This window comes from Vibrio sp. CyArs1, assembly GCF_022432925.1.
GTDB classification, from domain to species: domain Bacteria; phylum Pseudomonadota; class Gammaproteobacteria; order Enterobacterales; family Vibrionaceae; genus Vibrio; species Vibrio mediterranei.
Map to the genome: position 1 here is coordinate 22749 of NZ_JAKRBO010000013.1, position 16237 is coordinate 38985.

Below are 16237 nucleotides of genomic sequence, written 5' to 3' on the forward strand. Positions count from 1 at the left end.
TTCTTGCCTTTCTTATTGGCATGCACCGGTATTTTCCCAGACACCCCACTCGCCTGTTTTCGTAGGATCTTCACCCTGCGTCCACCATTTGGCTTTGTAGTTCTGGCCTTGGTAAATCACTTGATCACCACCAGTGTACACCGCTGCCGCATCCCAATTATCTTCACAAGTACCACCAATTGGTCCATCGGCACTCACCGTAACAGTATGAGTCTGACTGGTACTTAGTGAGCCATCACTAACGGTCACAGTGAAGGTATAACTCGTATCGGCAGAAACACTAGGTGCCGAAAAGCTCACAGAACTGCCTAGAACAGATACATCTAGACCATTGGGTGTCTGCCAACTGAAACTCAACATATCGTTTTCAGCATCTGTTGATGCACTGGCATCCAACACCACAGCTTCATTAGCGCTAGCAGTAGTCGGTCCAGTAATGACCGCGTTCGGCGCAGTATTATCTGGAGTCGTCACTTTTGGAGTGACATTAATCCTTACCACGTCTGTGGCCGTTGCACCTTCATTATCCGTTACCGTCACCGTAAACTGATAAGTCTGTGTCGCAGTGACCTCTTGAGCATCAAAACTCGCTTGAACCGTATCGGATCCAACAAGAACTACCGCGTCACCACCAGTTTGCATCCAGCTATAGCTTACGATAGAGCCATCACTATCACGTGATGCACTAGCATCTAATGTTACTGTCGCAGGGCCTTGAACTGATTGGTCTGCACCAGCACTGGCAAAGGGTGCACGATTGCTTGGTGTTCCACCAGCTAAACTCTCATGCATTGCATTAAGAATGTCACCATTGTCAGCATCAATCTCCCATGAAAATAAGCCCGCAAGTCCAAGGCTTTGAACATAAGCACCTTTCGCTTTCACTGAACGGTCATCGTCGAAAGTAATCAAATCGCCAGTTGTTTGATTCCAGACATAGGCTGCTTCAGCCATCGCATCATAACCGTACTCAAAACCGTTGACTCCAGTGTTGTCTGGACCAAGCATATACGCTTTTATGCCTTTGTAATCAATAACACCATCTTCCCATACTCCTTGAGCTGTTGAACCCTTCAGTTTGCCGGTCGCAACGCCAGTCATAGGGTCTGTGGGGTCAGTTAAAGTATCAGGTGTTACCCCAGTCCAACCTCGGCCATACATGGCGGCACCCAATACCAACTTGTTCGCAGGTACACCTTGAGCTAACAATAACTGAATACCGTTGTCCGCAGTATAGGCAGGCCCTTTGTATGGAATCCCTTCGGCATCAACACCCGTTCCATCACATTGCCCAGGACGCATAAAGTTGCCACAATACAACGCGGCTTGGTGTCCAGGAACATTATTCCAGCCGCCATAGAAGTCATATGTCATGGCAAAGATGTAATCCATATATGGAATCGCTTTGCCATAATCCACGTCTTCAATCTTGTCATGACCAACGCCTATCGCAGAAGTCAGTTCGTACTCTCTGCCTGTTTCTGCTTCAAGCTCATCCAACATAGCTCGCAGTTCGCTCATCAAATCGATGTAAGCCGGACCATCATTTACTGGGTCACCTAAATCTGGTGCAGCACCATCCCCACCCGGATACTCCCAATCGATATCCACGCCATCATAGAACTTCCACGTATTGAGAAAGCGTTTCACAGACGCGACGAATATGTCTCGATTGGCTTTATCGGTAAAACTGTAAAATGGGTCTGAAAGAGTCCAACCACCAATGGAAGGGAGAATTTTAAGATCGGGATTACGCTGCTTTAGTGCCATTAACATGGCATAGTTGCCTTTAATTGGCGTGTTGTAGTCATGACCAGCTTGAGTGAAGCTTTTCTGGTACGCAGCCCAAGGGTCGTGAATAACTACTTCAAAGTCTTGCATGCCCTTACAGGCGGTCTGCAGGGCATTAAAGCTGTTGCCCCCCACAGATTTCACCGATTCATTAGGACCACAAATCGGGATAAAACCATAGATAATATGGGTTAGGTTGTCTGCCGGAATGTTGTCTACTGTGTAGTCACGCCCATAAATTCCCCATTCCACAAAGTAGGTGCCGACGACCATATTAGGGTCGGTATTATAAGACTTGTTGTTGGGGTCAATATTCATTGTCAAAGGGGCTAGATGAGAGCCATCAGTATCAGCAACCACCAGCTCCATTGGCGCACTTTTGCTACATCCCGTAGCATCACACGCTTCCACTTGCATTTGATACAAACCACCCTGACCATAACCAAACGTAGCGGTTGTTTGGCTACCGGTTATTGGCCCTGTCGCCACCTTATTGCCATCAAAGTAGATGTTATAAGTATCTCCAGTAGTACCACTCCACTGATTAAATGTGATTTTGATCTCTGCTAGATCGTTGTATTGAACCATCTGGTCGTAGCCAGAGGTGGTCTCCATAGCCAATTGGATTTTCGAAAACTGCAGATTATTCGAGCCCCAGACGTCAATTGAGGGTTTTGCTGGTGCAGCATTGACATTTTGGCTTACCGCCAAAGCAACCGCCGATACCCCTAATAATAGATTTTTCATTATTTGTTCTCTTTCCCTGAAAGGTCTAATGACGCTGCTCACACCTGTTATAAAAGTGTGAACATCGAGAACAATTAATAGAACTTGGGGTTTATTTTGTGTTCAAAAAATAAACTCACTTCGAGTCACCACTCAAAAATACTCAATATGTAACAAGAATTTTCATTCACATTTTTACTTTGTGCCCAGAATTTTATTCTTGTGATGGCACCTCCTTCCTTAAAAAACACCAAACCCATTCACCAAGAGAATAAGCGCACTCGGAGGTATTTTCCGTTTAAGTCGATGAGCTCACGTTTTAATTCTGGAAAAAAACCAGCGCTTGTATAACAATGTCCTTTCTCATTAGTCGGGGAGCGTTTTCGCTGAGATCACCAAAGTGGTGAGACCCGTTGAACCTGATTCAGTTAGCACTGGCGTAGGGAACTGATAGACACCGCACTAAGACTCTGCGTCCGCAGTGGATCTTTGCCCTGCCTATTTTGTGTTCCTACCCTGAAAAGGAACATGATATGACATCATCAACCTCTAAAACTCCTATTGTATTGACAATCGCTGGCTCCGATTCTGGCGGTGGCGCTGGAATTCAAGCTGACATTAAAGCCATCTCAGCAACAGGTTCTTATGCGTGCTCAGTCATTACTGCGTTGACCGCTCAAAACACGCAAGGCGTATCTGGTATTCTCGGTATTGATCCTCAATTTGTGCAGGCGCAATTAGACGCGGTATTCAGCGACTTAGATGTAGTGGCGGTAAAGATCGGTATGCTTGCTGACGCGAGTATTATTCGCGCTGTGGCTGAAAAGATTCGTCAATATCAGCCAAAGCATGTGGTTCTAGACCCTGTCATGGTCGCTACCAGTGGCGACCTGCTATTAGAAACTTCCGCTATTGATGCGTTAAAAACGGAATTACTACCTTTAGCGACAGTGATCACACCTAATTTACCTGAAGGTGCAGCCCTACTTGGCACCCAAGTTCCGCAATCCCAAAATGACATGGAAGCGTTGATTGACCAGCTACGCGAACTCAATACGTCAGCGATTTTGCTTAAAGGTGGTCACCTTGAGTCAGACTCCAGCAGTAATGACCTACTGATTACTCAAAATGATGTGTCTATCTTTGAAACAACGCGTATCAATACCAAGAATACTCATGGTACAGGTTGCACATTAAGCTCTGCCATCGCGTCTTACTTGGCTCAAAATAATTCCTTACATCAAGCGGTCTCTAACGGTAAAAGCTACATTACTCAAGCGATTGCTCATGCCGATGAGCTCGACATCGGTAAGGGGCACGGTCCTGTTCACCACTTTTACGCGCTGAACCGATGAACCATATTCGTATTGAAAACGCCACGCTCACCTATTTAGGTGACGCTCAACCGATATTCTCAGACTTGAGCGTACAGTTTGAAGCGGGAAGCTGGACCGCTTTGTTAGGACCTAGTGGCTGCGGGAAGTCGACGTTGCTGCGCTATATCGCTGGGCTACTAACGGAAAAAGTCACCTTTACCGCCAAAACTGTAGTTCCTAGCCTTACTCAGCTATCGAGTAACGTAGCCTACATGGCGCAGCAAGATTTACTTATGCCTTGGTTAACCGTTGTTGACAATGTGTGTTTAGCCACACGTTTGAATGGTCAGCGTGTCGAAGCCAATACGAAAGCCAAAGCCATGGCGTTATTGGAACAGGTTGGACTCGATAGCAAAGCGAATGTTCTGCCCAACGAACTATCTGGCGGACAAAAACAGCGCGTTGCCTTAGCTCGAACTTTAATGCAAGACAAATCGATAGTGTTGATGGACGAGCCATTTTCTGCGCTTGATGCCGTCACTAGACATAAATTGCAAAATCTTGCCGCTCAGTTGTTGTGTGATAAAACAGTGTTATTGATCACCCACGACCCTCAAGAAGCCTTGAGGCTCGGCGAGCAAATATTGGTCATGAACGGGAAACCCGCCCAGCTTAATAAAGTCGTCCCTCCACAATCGGCTATTCCTAGAGATATAGATGGCGAATTCGCAACCATCCAACAATCCATCCTAGAACATTTAGGGGGACACTCGTGACAGTCTTAACACAAGTCGCTGAACAAAGCCGTCGACAGGCGGCTGCTCAGAAAAAACAAGGGATAAGCACACTATTGCGAGTACTGGTTAGCTTCCTGATTATCTTAGGGCTTTGGAAAGCTATCGTGGTGCTGTTTGAGCTCCCCAGTTTTATCTTACCAGCACCCGAGGCCGTACTCGTTAAGCTGGTCGAGCGTCAAGATGTACTTCTTAAACACACTTGGGTTACGACACAAGAGATCCTGCTCGGGCTCCTACTTGGCTTATCAATGGGACTGTTCTTTGCACTGCAGATGCTGTTGTTTCAGCCCGTCAAACGTTGGCTCCTGCCGATTTTAATAACCAGCCAGGCTATCCCAGTGTTCGCTCTCGCTCCAATTCTGATGCTGTGGCTGGGCTACGGTATTGCTTCCAAAGTGGTCATGGCAGCACTGATTATCTTCTTTCCCGTTACCACTTGTTGCTATGACGGACTACGTAATACGCCTGTGGGTTATTTGGATTTGTCACAGACTATGGGGGCTAGCCGCTTCCGACAACTATGGCACATACGTTTACCAGCCTCGCTACCTGTCCTTGCCTCTGGTATACGAGTCGCCGTCGTAGTTGCTCCTATCGGTGCTGTCGCTGGCGAATGGGTTGGTTCAAGTGAGGGTTTGGGGTATCTCATGTTGCAAGCCAATGCTCGCATGTTAATTGATGAAATGTTTGCGGCGCTGTTTATTTTAGCCAGCGTCTCAGTCGCGCTTTACTTTTTTACCGATTGGGGGCTCAAGCGCCTGATCCCTTGGGAAAATAAATAACAATCAAAAGGAAAAACCATGAAATCCATGCTCAAACTCGCTGCGGCTCTGCTGCTAACTACAGCCAGCATCATGCCAGCGCACGCTGCAGAAAAAAAACTCACGCTAATGCTCGACTGGTTTGTTAACCCAAATCATGGCCCTATCGTCATTGCTCAAGAGAAAGGCTACTTCAAAGAGCAAGGGCTTAATGTTGATATTCAAGAGCCAGCCGACCCAAGTACACCAGCCAAACTGGTTGCTGCGGGGAAAGTCGACCTTGCTGTTTCGTATCAAACCAGCCTTACTATCGACGTGGCTGCTGGACTACCACTGATCCGCAGCGCAACTCTGATCGCAACGCCGCTTAATACCATGATGGTATTGGACAATGGCAAGATAAACACACTAGCAGACCTAAAAGGTAAGAAAATTGGTATTGCTATCGCAGGTAACGAAGAAGCGACCATAGGTACCATGCTCAGTACCGAGGGAGTGGCATTTGACGAAGTACAGATCATTAATGTTGGCTGGGCTCTCTCCTCTTCCCTTGCTTCAGGAAAAGTAGACGCGATTTGGGGTGGTTTGAGAAACTTTGAAACCAACCAGCTAGAACTTGAAGGTTATAAACCAAAAGCCTTTTTCCCAGAAGAACACGGTGTCCCAACTTATGAGGAACTAGTGTTTGTCGCCAATGCCAACAGTTATGACAAAGAAGCCATCCTAAAATTCAACCGTGCGATTGAAAAGGCCACCACTTACATAGTGAATCACCCAACAACTTCTTGGAATGAGTTTGTTGCCTACGCACCAGACACATTAAACAACGAACTCAATAAAAGAGCATGGCGTGACACATTGACTCGATTTGCGCTTAGACCATCTGCGGTTGATGCGACCAAATATGATGCGTTTACCGAATTCATGTATCAACACAAAATTATCAGCGCTAAGCCAAAAGCAGAGACCATCGTACCTGTACTTTAGGAGTGACCATGAACCATCAAGACTTAATTAACGCTTGCCAACAAGAGTGGTTGGCTTACACCGAACATGACTTCGTCAAGCAATTAGCCGTGGGGACTCTCGCTCAGCAGGCGTATTTACACTATTTAAAGCAGGATTTTCTATTCTTAAAGCAGTACGCTCGTGCCTATGCACTAGCCATCTACAAAGCCAAAACACTTGCTCAAATGCGCGAAGCGGTACCAAGTGTTGAGGCACTATTAAATTCTGAGATTGGCCACCATGTCACTTATTGCCAGCAGTGGGGAATCACTGAAGCAGATATGGAAGCGGAAGTCGAAGATTTTGGTACCGTAGCGTACACACGGTATGTTCTAGATGCAGGAATGACGGGCGAATTAGTTGATCTTTATGCTGCACTAGCACCTTGTGCCATCGGCTATGCCGTTATCGGTGACAACTTACTCAAAAGCGCCGATACCATGCTAGAAGATAACCCCTATCGTAGTTGGATAGAACTGTATGGCAGCGAAGAATTCCAGTCAGGTGTGCACACCAGTATCAAACGATTAGACGCGCTACTAAAAGACATTGACCTACAAAGCCAGAGAGCACAAGAGATCATACATGTGTTTAAAACGGCAACTCGCATGGAAATTGCCTTTTGGCAACAAGGCTTAGATGCCGCCTAATCTAAAGCCGACTATTTAGGTCGGCTTTTTTTATCTCTTCAAAGAAAGCAATTAACAAACAAATATCACACAAACAACCCGCATTTAAAATTTTGTGCCTGCCATCACGTGTTAACACAATATTTACATCCAACCTTAACATTTGCAACAAACTTAGGTAGGATGCGCGAAGTGTTTTATAAATTCAAACACTTCGCGCTCAGCTTTCTCATGCTTTTCGTGCAAGCAAGGACGATTGGGAAACGGTGGGTATCAACAATAGCTTTCGAACAATCAGAACATCAGTCGCTGAGTTTCAAAAGCTACCCCAGCTTTACAGGGAAGAACTATGCAGTCTTTGGTTGATTTTTTAAACGGGATAATCTGGAGTCCCGCTCTAATTTACTTGTGTCTTGGTGCTGGCCTTTTTTATTCAGTGCTCACTCGTTTTGTACAGGTGCGTCATTTCTTCGAAATGTGGCGTCTATTACTTTCCGGTAAAAGCTCAGAAAAAGGGATCTCCTCATTTCAAGCTTTAGCGGTTTCACTTTCTGGTCGCGTTGGTACGGGTAATATTGCCGGTGTCGCTGCGGCTATTGGTTTTGGTGGTCCAGGCGCAGTTTTCTGGATGTGGATGGTTGCGTTTTTTGGCGCAGCAACAGCCTATATCGAATCCACGCTCGCTCAAATCTATAAAGAAGAAGATGAAGGGCAATTTCGTGGCGGCCCAGCTTATTACATAGAAAAAGCGATGGGACAAAAATGGTACGCATGGATCTTTGCTATTGCGACTATTTTCGCTTGTGGTGTTCTTCTACCTGGTGTTCAATCGAACAGCATTGGTAATGCAGTAGAAACCGCATTCGGCACAGGCGCTATGATTGACACTGCTATCGGTACCATCAGTTTTGCTAAAATTTTCACTGGTGCAGTTATTTCCGTCATTCTTGCGTTCATCATTTTTGGTGGCGTAAAACGAATCGCAAACTTCACACAAATCGTTGTGCCATTTATGGCTCTAGCGTACATCATCATCGCGTTCGTGATTATTCTGCTTAACATCGGTGAAGTACCGGGGATTGTTAGTATGATTATTGGCGATGCATTTACCCCAATGGCAGGCTTCGGCGCGGCAATTGGCTGGGGTGTAAAACGTGGAGTCTACTCTAACGAAGCAGGCCAAGGTACTGGTCCACATGCAGCTGCAGCAGCAAACGTTGATCACCCAGCACAGCAAGGTTTAGTGCAATCTTTCTCTATCTATATTGATACGCTTCTAGTGTGTTCTGCGACAGCATTTATGATTCTTATCACAGGTGCGTACAACGTTCATGGTCCAGAGAGTACGTTCTTGGTACAAAACCTTGCCGAAACCGTTGGGGCTAATGGTCCTGCGTTTACTCAGTTAGCTATCGAAAGCACAATGCCTGGTGTTGGTAAGCTGTTTATCGCATTTGCATTATTCTTCTTCGCATTTACGACCATTCTGGCGTACTACTATATTGCAGAGACAAATATCGCTTACATTCGCCGTACTTTTAAAATCAACGGCTTGATGTTCATCTTGAAACTTGTGCTAATCACATCTGTGTTTTATGGAACAGTGAAAGCGGCTAACCTTGCTTGGGCAATGGGTGATGTGGGTGTTGGTCTGATGGCATGGTTAAACATCGTGGGCATTTTGATCATCTTCTTTATTGCCAAACCAGCAATCATTGCGCTCAAAGATTATGAGAAACAGCAAGAGCAAGGTGTAGAAGAGTACACATTCAACCCTGTCGCACTTGGTATTAAAGGTGCAGACTACTGGGAAGGTCGCTACGAACGTAAAACAGGTAAAAAGCCTGAAGCGCCTCAAGAGGCGGGTTCCGCATCCACTCAGACACAGACATCTTAATTAAGAATTGATGTTCACTTTAGGTAGGTCTCTGCCTGTGTAGGGATGACATGAAACATGCTCATCGCATAAAAAAAGGGGTAGCTTAGCTACCCCTTTTATCATTCACTGTTCCCGAATGAATGAAACTTAAATTATGCAGCCACTTCTTGAGTGTTCATTGCTGGCGCTTTTTTCTCACCGATAGGGAGAATCGTACGACCATATTCGTTGTTAAGTACTTGAGCCATAGCGAAGTAAATCGCGCTCGCACCGCAGAAGATACCTTCAAAGCCAGCAATAGTGCCAATCAATTCGCTGCCGAAGAAATCACGCGCTGCTAACAAGAAAAATAGGATAGTCAGAGAACCAAAGACCACTTGCTTAGCCACTGGGTAGCAAAGTGAACCAATGAACATGAAGCCAGTGAACACACCCCATAGCAGTAAATACCAACCCATAAATTTCGCAGGGCTAGCAGGAAGACCCATGTAAGGCATTACGATAATACCCACTAGCGTTAACCAGAATAAGCCGTACGACGTGAATGCCGTAGTGCCAAAAGTGTCACCACGCTTAAAGCACATCATGCCAACAAACACTTGGCTAAGACCGCCATAAAAAATACCCATAGCAAGAATCATTGAATCAATCGGAAAGAAACCTGCATTGTGGATGTTAAGCAGAATGGTAGTCATACCAAAACCCATTAGGCCAAGTGGCGCAGGGTTTGCGAGTTTGTTCGACATGTAAAAGAGCCTTCGATTAAAAATTAGTGGTAAAAGTTATAGAAAAATTTTAATCGATATTTGTGACATTGAGCAGATCCGTTATTTGCAATCTAAGATTGATAATTTGCAGATATTAATTAGCATGCATAAAAAAACCGGCTTGCGCCGGTTTCATAATTTAATAACAACAATCGGAGATTATTCCCACTCGATGGTCGCTGGTGGCTTACCAGAAATGTCGTAAACCACACGTGAAATGCCTTCAACTTCGTTGATAATGCGGTTCGAGACCTTACCTAGGAAGTCATATGGTAAATGTGCCCAATGAGCCGTCATAAAGTCGATGGTTTCAACAGCACGCAGTGATACTACCCAGTCATACTTACGGCCATCCCCCATAACACCTACCGAACGAACTGGTAGGAACACGGTAAATGCTTGAGAAACTTTGTTATACAGATCTGCAGCGTGCAGTTCTTCAATAAAGATAGCATCAGCACGGCGCAGCAAGTCACAGTACTCTTTTTTGATTTCACCAAGAACACGAACACCGAGGCCTGGTCCTGGGAATGGGTGACGATAAAGCATGTTATATGGTAGACCTAGTTCTAGACCGATCTTACGCACTTCATCTTTAAACAATTCACGTAGTGGCTCAACAAGCCCCATTTCCATATCATCAGGAAGACCACCCACATTGTGGTGTGATTTAATAACGTGAGCTTTACCTGTTTTAGAAGCAGCTGACTCAATAACATCTGGGTAGATTGTACCCTGTGCTAGCCATTTCGCATTTTTAAGCTTCTTAGACTCTTCATCGAATACGTCAACAAACACGTGACCGATTGTTTTACGTTTCTCTTCTGGGTCAGATTTGCCTTCAAGTGCAGTCAAGAAGCGCTCTTCTGCGTCAACTTTGATGATGTTTAGGCCGAACTTATCGCCAAACATTTCCATCACTTGCTGGCCTTCGTTAAGACGAAGTAGGCCGTTGTCAACGAACACACAGGTCAGCTTGTCGCCAATGGCGCGGTGAACAAGCATTGCAACTACCGATGAATCAACACCACCAGATAGACCTAGAATAACCTCATCATCGCCTACTTGCTCTTTAATACGAGCAACAGCATCTTCGATGATGGATTCTGATGTCCATAAACGCTCACAGCCACATGCACCAAGAACAAAGTTCTCTAGCATTTGCAGGCCTTGTTTAGTGTGCGTTACTTCTGGGTGGAACTGAACGCCATAGTATTTCTTCTCTTCATTCGCCATAGCAGCGTACGGGCAAGTGTCCGTTTCACCAACTTTTACGAAGTCTGCTGGAATTTCTACAACTTTATCGCCGTGGCTCATCCAGACGTCTTGAGTCGCTTCAAGATCTTTGAAAATCGCTGAGTCACCAGATACTTTAACTTGTGCGTAGCCAAATTCACGTTCGTTTGAACCTGCTACTCGGCCACCAAGTTGCTCAGCCATTGTCTGCATGCCGTAACAAACGCCAAGAACAGGAACGCCTGAATCAAATACGTATTGAGGAGCGCGAGGAGAATTTTCCTCTGTTACACTCTCAGGGCCGCCAGATAGAATAATACCGTCTGGGTTGAATTCACGAATATCCGCTTCTTCTACATCCCAGCTCCATAGTTCACAGTAAACGCCGATTTCACGTACACGACGTGCTACTAATTGTGTGTACTGCGAGCCGAAGTCTAAAATCAGAATTCGTTGGTCATGAATATTTTTCGTCATTTTGGGCAATCTTATAAGCTAAGTATTGAGAACGGAGGCGAGTTTACCCGCCTCACATCTATGCATCAAGGAAAAAAGCAAACGTTTACGTAAGATTTAGACTTACCAGGGTCAATTGTGACCCTCAACGTTATCACTACAGTCTATGGGTAATTAACCTAGACGGTAGTTTGGTGCTTCCTTAGTGATTTGAACGTCGTGTACGTGTGACTCGTTTAAGCCAGCACCAGAGATACGTACGAACTCTGCTTTAGTGCGCATATCTTCGATAGTCGCAGAGCCTGTTAGACCCATGCTTGAACGAAGACCACCCATTTGTTGGTGAACGATTTCTTTTAGGCGACCTTTGTAGGCGATGCGACCTTCGATACCTTCTGGAACAAGCTTGTCCGCAGCATTATCTGATTGGAAATAACGGTCCGATGAACCTTGAGACATCGCGCCAAGAGAACCCATTCCACGGTAAGCCTTATAAGAACGGCCTTGATAAAGAATAACTTCACCAGGTGCTTCTTCAGTACCAGCAAACATAGAGCCAACCATCACGCATGATGCACCAGCAACGATTGCTTTACAGATATCACCAGAGAAGCGGATACCACCGTCTGCGATGACTGGAATACCATATTCGTTGGCAACACCAGCAGCATCAGCAATCGCTGTAACTTGAGGAACACCAACACCTGTAACGATACGAGTTGTACAAATAGAACCAGGGCCAATACCAACTTTAACGGCACTAACACCCGCTTCAATCAGTGCTTTCGCGCCAGCAGCCGTAGCTACGTTGCCACCAATGATATCGAGATCTGGGTACGCTTCACGTGTTTCGCGAATGCGAGTTAAAACACCTTCTGAATGACCGTGTGAAGAGTCAATCAAAAGCACATCAACACCAGCTTCAACTAGAGCTTTTACGCGCTCTTCGTTACCCGCGCCCGCACCGACAGCAGCACCTACGCGCAGACGACCTTGCGCATCTTTACATGCGTTTGGTTTACGTTCTGCTTTGTGGAAGTCTTTTGCAGTGATCATACCGGTAAGTTGGAACTCATCGTTTACGACCAACACTTTTTCAACACGAGCACGGTGCATCTCTTCTTGCACTTCTTCACGAGAAGCGCCTTCTTTTACTGATGCTAGACGCGCTTTTGGCGTCATTACTACTTCTACTTTCTTACTTAAATCAGTAACAAAGCGAACATCACGGCCAGTGATGATGCCTACAAGCTCATTCGTTTCTGTAACAACAGGGAAACCTGCAAAGCCATGCTTTTCAGTTAGCGCCATTACATCAGCAATCGTTGCTTCTGGACGAACAGTAACAGGGTTTGTTACTACACCAGCTTCAAAGATCTTAACAAGACGTACTTGCTCAGCTTGTTGCTCAATAGACATGTTTTTGTGGATAAAGCCAATGCCACCTTCTTGGGCAAGCGCGATCGCTAGACGCGCTTCCGTCACTGTGTCCATAGACGCAGAGATCATTGGAATATTCAGACTGATATTCTTCGTCAACCGAGTGCGAAGATCGGCTGTGTTTGGGAGAACGGTGGAGTGAGCTGGAACGAGTAGTACATCATCGAACGTCAGCGCTTCTTTGGCAATTCTTAGCATTTGCAATATCTCACAATAGAGGAGTTGAAGGAATAATCCGCCCTTACCGTTTCGCATAATAAGGTCATTTGGATTAGATATTGCGGTGGGATTATACGCCCGACGAAATCGCTTGGCTACACATTTTTATATTTTTTATTTGCATTTACCCCCTTGATATGTATTATATTGCCGCTAATTTCCATACCCACGTCTTTGAGATTAGCTGTGCCCCTATCCTCGCGATCAAGCTCTAATTCTACGTCTAGTAATCAAAACATTTACACGGTGTCACGCCTGAACTCTGAAGTTCGTTTGTTGCTAGAAAATGAAATGGGGATAGTGTGGTTAGTCGGCGAAATTTCTAACTTTTCTGCACCTGTCTCTGGTCACTGGTACCTCACTCTTAAGGACTCTCGCGCTCAAGTGAAATGCGCGATGTTTCGTGGTAATAATCGCCGTGTAACGTTCAAACCTGCTAATGGAAATCAAGTACTAGTTAAAGCAAGACTCTCACTTTATGAGCCGCGAGGTGACTATCAGCTCATCATTGAGTCAATGCAACCCGAGGGGGATGGTCGACTTCAGCAAGAGTTTGAGAAGCTGAAAATGTCACTTGCTGCAGAAGGTTTGTTTGCTCAAACACTAAAACAACCATTGCCCAGCCACCCAAAACGTGTAGGTATCATTACCTCCAAAACGGGCGCTGCTTTATTTGATATTTTAGATGTTTTGAAAAGGCGTGATCCTTCCTTACCTGTGGTTATTTATCCGACGACGGTTCAAGGAGATAACGCTGCGATTGAGATTGCTCAAGCGATTGGCAGAGCAAACAGCCGAAACGAGTGTGATGTGTTAATCGTCGGACGAGGCGGAGGCTCCCTTGAAGATTTATGGTGCTTCAACCACGAAATCGTCGCTAGAACCATTGCCGCCAGCCAAATACCAATTATCAGTGCAGTCGGACATGAAATTGACGTCACTATCGCTGATTACGTCGCTGATGTGCGCGCCCCGACACCAAGTGCAGCCGCAGAACTAGTCAGCAATGATACCTCTCATAAACATGAGTCACTGATCACTAGAGAGCAGCGCCTGAGAAACGTCATTCGACTTTATCTGTCAGAGCAAAAGCAGCGCTTGTCCTCGTTGATGCAAGACCTAAGCAATCAACACCCTAAACATCATTTGCAGCGCCAAAGTCAACGCTTGGATGAATTTGAGTACCGCCTTAATGCCGCAATGAAGCAAAGGTTATCTCAAGAGACTCTAAGGTTAACCAACAAACTGCATCGACTGAAGTTACAGTCACCTGTTACTCGTCTGGCGCAACAATCGCACCGATTAAGTCAATTAGAAAGTCGACTAAAACAAGCGATGCAACGTCAACTCTCTTCAACTAAGCATAAATTTGCATTAACAGTTGGTAAGCTTGACACGGTGAGTCCACTTGCCACATTGAAGCGTGGTTACTCTATTACTCAAGACGAGGATGGGAAAGTCATTTCTCATGCAGATTCGGTAGAAATAGGCTCAACAATGACGACTCAGGTAGAGCATGGCACTCTTGTCTCGACCGTTACCGATATCAAACCTAGCTAGCCAAGCTCACTAAACTTTTATTGGTTGGAATTCAAACCTTGCTCGAGATTTGGACTTTAGTTCATTACATGAGTTACAAAAATAGTTAGCTGCACCACACGCCTGAAGCTTTTCCATTTCAGCTTGGCAATCTGGGCAATAACCAATTTTGACAAAATGTTTAGTACATTGTTTACAGAAATACTGCCCGTCCCAATCTAAAGCGATCTTGCAATCTGGGCACTCGTTGTCTGCGAAGTTCATATCTCACCTAAATATTAGTAGATGTTAATATTGATATTCTATCTCGAACACCTAAAGGATACTAGGCAGCTACCATAAGACGTTCTTTAACGTTAGGAAAACGTTTAGCCACGAGATAGGAATAAACTCTCCAACTTAGCTTTACGTTTGACTTTGTACATCTCGGTATCCGCTAAACGGATCAATTGGTCAATCGTCATGTCTGAACAACACTCTTTGGTTGCAAACCCAACGCTAACCCCGATGTTAGTCTCTTCTAAAGTGACAGGCCGATTCAATTCTGACTGCAATGTCTCGTAAAAAGTTCTGGAATCTTCCTGACTAGGAAAGCAACTAAACGCAAGAAACTCATCGCCACCATATCGACCTAACACAGCTTGGTCAGGTAATAGTAAACGTAATTTTTGCGCGACAGCAACCAACACCTTATCGCCGAATTGATGTCCATACACATCATTTACTTGTTTGAACTTATCGATATCAATAAAGAAGCAGCCAAGAAAATTACCTTGAAAGCAATGACTTTGTTCGACACGTTCCAATAGAGCTCGACGATTCAGGCATTGAGTCAGAGAATCAAACTTAGCTTGGTAGTTGAGTTTATCTTCTAAAGCATATTTCTCTAGCGCCACAGAATAAACTGCGGCAATAGACTCGAGTATCTCCAGTTCAATAGCATGGGGATCAGAGGGCAATGAGCTATAGAGTGCAAACGTACCCAATACGTGCTCTTGTGTCGAGATCACTGGCACAGACCAGCATGCTCTAATATTTGCTTGTGTCGCAAGTTCAACAAAAGGCTGCCAATTACTATGGCTTTTGACATCAGAGACGATTACAGAACGTTTTAAATAGGCAGCCGCACCGCAGGAACCTACTCCTTCTCCTATTTCGATCCCATCAATAGCATCGTTGTAAAAGTCAGGCAAGTTAGGTGCTGAAGTGCTGTAAAGTCGATGTGTCTCTTGATCTAACGTTAATATTGACGCGCGTTTATCCTTAAACAGGCGCTCTGTTAACTTAATGATTCGCTCCTCCAATTGGGGTTTTGGCAACCCCAGAGCAAGTTCTTTCAAGAGTAAGTTCATGCCCTTATGGGCATCTATCAGCAAATCTTTCGTCATAAATCCGCAGAATTGTCGTTCTTATTGAGTATGCGTAACCGACACATAATAACACAACGTACGGATAGATGATCTATTGACCAGTTTAATATTTAGTCGTATGGTCAAAGGGACGAACAACAATACGATGCTGTTCTAGATCTTCCCTAGATCTTCCCCTTAATCTAATCTGATCAGCGATCTGCTCTTAAAAGAACATTTATATAACCACATACCGAAAGCATAAGTTACATATTCTGCATTTGGATTTAAGTCAGATTATTATTCCACACAAGACTTATCAAA

At 45.1% G+C, this 16237-nt stretch carries 13 protein-coding genes and 1 riboswitch; of the genes, 7 read left to right on the forward strand and 6 right to left on the reverse strand.

Annotation, left to right across the window (positions count from 1 at the left end; genetic code table 11):
- Window positions 1–12: 12 nt before the first annotated feature.
- Window positions 13–2538 (reverse strand): glycosyl hydrolase family 18 protein, encoded by a 2526-nt coding sequence (locus MMA19_RS23880; RefSeq protein WP_240207463.1) that lies wholly within the window; start codon window positions 2536–2538, stop codon window positions 13–15.
- 340 nt (window positions 2539–2878) lie between these two features.
- A riboswitch (TPP riboswitch) is annotated at window positions 2879–2980 on the forward strand.
- Between the two features lie 70 nt (window positions 2981–3050).
- Between MMA19_RS23880 and thiD the strand changes: the two genes are divergently transcribed.
- From thiD to MMA19_RS23910, 6 genes are all read left to right on the forward strand, one after another.
- On the forward strand, window positions 3051–3872 hold the full coding sequence (thiD, locus tag MMA19_RS23885; protein ID WP_240207465.1) for a bifunctional hydroxymethylpyrimidine kinase/phosphomethylpyrimidine kinase: 822 nt from the start codon (window positions 3051–3053) through the stop codon (window positions 3870–3872).
- On the forward strand, window positions 3869–4609 hold the full coding sequence (locus tag MMA19_RS23890; RefSeq protein ID WP_062460698.1) for an ABC transporter ATP-binding protein: 741 nt from the start codon (window positions 3869–3871) through the stop codon (window positions 4607–4609). The genes thiD and MMA19_RS23890 overlap by 4 nt, the downstream gene beginning before the upstream one ends.
- Entirely contained in the window at window positions 4606–5412 is an 807-nt protein-coding gene (locus MMA19_RS23895; RefSeq protein ID WP_006072544.1) for an ABC transporter permease, read from the forward strand. The genes MMA19_RS23890 and MMA19_RS23895 overlap by 4 nt, the downstream gene beginning before the upstream one ends.
- Window positions 5413–5430: 18 nt before the next feature.
- Window positions 5431–6378, forward strand: coding sequence for an ABC transporter substrate-binding protein (locus MMA19_RS23900; RefSeq protein ID WP_240207467.1), 948 nt, complete (start codon window positions 5431–5433; stop codon window positions 6376–6378).
- Between the two features lie 8 nt (window positions 6379–6386).
- On the forward strand, window positions 6387–7049 hold the full coding sequence (gene tenA / locus MMA19_RS23905) for a thiaminase II (RefSeq protein ID WP_240207468.1): 663 nt from the start codon (window positions 6387–6389) through the stop codon (window positions 7047–7049).
- Window positions 7050–7377: 328 nt separating this feature from the next.
- A complete protein-coding gene (locus MMA19_RS23910) occupies window positions 7378–8925 on the forward strand; it encodes an alanine/glycine:cation symporter family protein (RefSeq protein ID WP_240207470.1) in 1548 nt (515 codons plus the stop codon).
- A 134-nt stretch (window positions 8926–9059) separates the two neighbouring features.
- Here the strand turns inward: MMA19_RS23910 and MMA19_RS23915 are convergent, their stop codons facing one another.
- From MMA19_RS23915 to guaB, 3 genes are all read right to left on the reverse strand, one after another.
- Complete coding sequence (locus tag MMA19_RS23915; protein WP_006072549.1) at window positions 9060–9653, reverse strand: GPR1/FUN34/YaaH family transporter; 594 nt, start codon at window positions 9651–9653, stop codon at window positions 9060–9062.
- Window positions 9654–9833: 180 nt separating this feature from the next.
- Window positions 9834–11387 (reverse strand): glutamine-hydrolyzing GMP synthase, encoded by a 1554-nt coding sequence (gene guaA, locus MMA19_RS23920; protein ID WP_062460684.1) that lies wholly within the window; start codon window positions 11385–11387, stop codon window positions 9834–9836.
- A gap of 153 nt (window positions 11388–11540) precedes the next feature.
- Window positions 11541–13004: an IMP dehydrogenase gene (gene guaB, locus MMA19_RS23925; protein ID WP_006072553.1), complete on the reverse strand. Its 1464-nt coding sequence runs from the start codon at window positions 13002–13004 to the stop codon at window positions 11541–11543.
- Between the two features lie 153 nt (window positions 13005–13157).
- Between guaB and xseA the strand changes: the two genes are divergently transcribed.
- Window positions 13158–14585, forward strand: a complete 1428-nt coding sequence (gene xseA / locus MMA19_RS23930) for an exodeoxyribonuclease VII large subunit (protein ID WP_240207472.1) — start codon at window positions 13158–13160, stop codon at window positions 14583–14585.
- A gap of 9 nt (window positions 14586–14594) precedes the next feature.
- Here the strand turns inward: xseA and MMA19_RS23935 are convergent, their stop codons facing one another.
- Window positions 14595–14828 carry a zinc ribbon domain-containing protein gene (locus MMA19_RS23935; protein WP_240207474.1) on the reverse strand — a complete coding sequence of 78 codons (234 nt, stop codon included), beginning with the start codon at window positions 14826–14828 and terminating at the stop codon, window positions 14595–14597.
- Window positions 14829–14932: 104 nt separating this feature from the next.
- A complete protein-coding gene (locus MMA19_RS23940; RefSeq protein ID WP_062460675.1) occupies window positions 14933–15952 on the reverse strand; it encodes a sensor domain-containing diguanylate cyclase in 1020 nt (339 codons plus the stop codon).
- Window positions 15953–16237: the final 285 nt, after the last annotated feature.